At 64.4% G+C, this 1126-nt stretch carries 1 protein-coding gene; it reads right to left on the reverse strand.

Annotated features, from left to right (window positions below):
- Nucleotides 1–56: 56 nt before the first annotated feature.
- On the reverse strand, nt 57–896 hold the full coding sequence (locus BEK98_RS45635; RefSeq protein ID WP_094222724.1) for an IS5 family transposase: 840 nt from the start codon (nt 894–896) through the stop codon (nt 57–59).
- Nucleotides 897–1126: the final 230 nt, after the last annotated feature.

Here is a 1126-nt window from a genome sequence, read left to right on the forward strand (position 1 = left end):
TTAGAGGGCGTTTTGCTCCAACGTTTAGTCCCTCCGTGTCCTGTTTGGGGTTGGTTCTAGGTGCCTCGCCAGCTCGGGGTGGATTCGGCTGTGAGGCGGCGGGTCATGAGGCTGATCATCGCGAGGTGGATCATGGCTTCGGAGCGGTGCGGTTTGGCTTCGTAGTCGCGGGCCAGGCGGCGGTGGTTCATCAGCCAGCCGAGGGTTCGCTCGACGGTCCAGCGGCGAGGAAGGACCGTAAATCCCCTGGTTGTTGGGTCGCGGCGGACGATGTGCATGTCGATGCCGAGGGTGGCTGCGTGCTCGACGAGGTGCTGCCGGTAGCCGCCGTCGACCCAGGTTTTGCGCACGGTGGGGTGCTCGGCGGCCACTTTCTCGATCAGGGCCTGGCCTGCAATGGAGTCCTGCACGCTGGCTGCAGTGACCAGCACCCCCAGAAGCAGGCCGACCGTGTCGATCACGATGCTCCGCTTGCGGCCCACAATCTTCTTGCCTGCATCAACGCCCTGGTCGGCCGTGGGCACATTCGTGGAGGTCTTGACGCTCTGGGAGTCGATGACACAGGCACTCGGTTCCTCTTCCCGGCCTTCCTGCCTGCGTACTCGGCGCCTGAGCAGGCTGTTGAGCTGGTCGAATACGCCTTCCGCCTGCCAGCGGGCGAAGTAGGCGTAGACGGTGTTCCAGTGCGGGTAGTCGTGCGGGAGGTATCGCCAGGGGATGCCGGTCCGGTTCACGTAGAGGATCGCGTCCAGGAGACTGCGCAGGTCGTGGTCCGGCGGCCGGCCGATGTCCAGCCCGCGGCCGCGGCGTTCTGCCCGCCAGGCGGTCAGGACCGGCTCGACCAACTCCCAGCGCGCATCGGACAGATCACTTGGGTAACGACGACGCTCCGTCATGGCTTCTGAAGTACCGGGCGGCTGTCCGGCTGGCCCAGGCGCATGCATCAGGCGCGCGAAGTGAACGGTGCACGACGGCGCGTCTTGGGATTAAACAGGAGGAGTGCAGACGAGACGGCGGCTTCATCGCCTCGCTGACATCATGAGCCTCTTTGGAGGCACCGGCACCATCAAAGCCAACCCGCATACATGTTCAAATCGCCAAGTAAGCGGAGTAAACGCCCACTTAG

The organism is Streptomyces diastatochromogenes (assembly GCF_002242805.1).
Lineage (GTDB): Bacteria > Actinomycetota > Actinomycetes > Streptomycetales > Streptomycetaceae > Streptomyces > Streptomyces diastatochromogenes.

Bases quoted from the DNA above. Each gene is read 5' to 3' on its own strand.
- BEK98_RS45635 (WP_094222724.1), bottom strand. From the start codon at position 896: ATGACGGAGCGTCGTCGTTACCCAAGTGATCTGTCCGATGCGCGCTGG.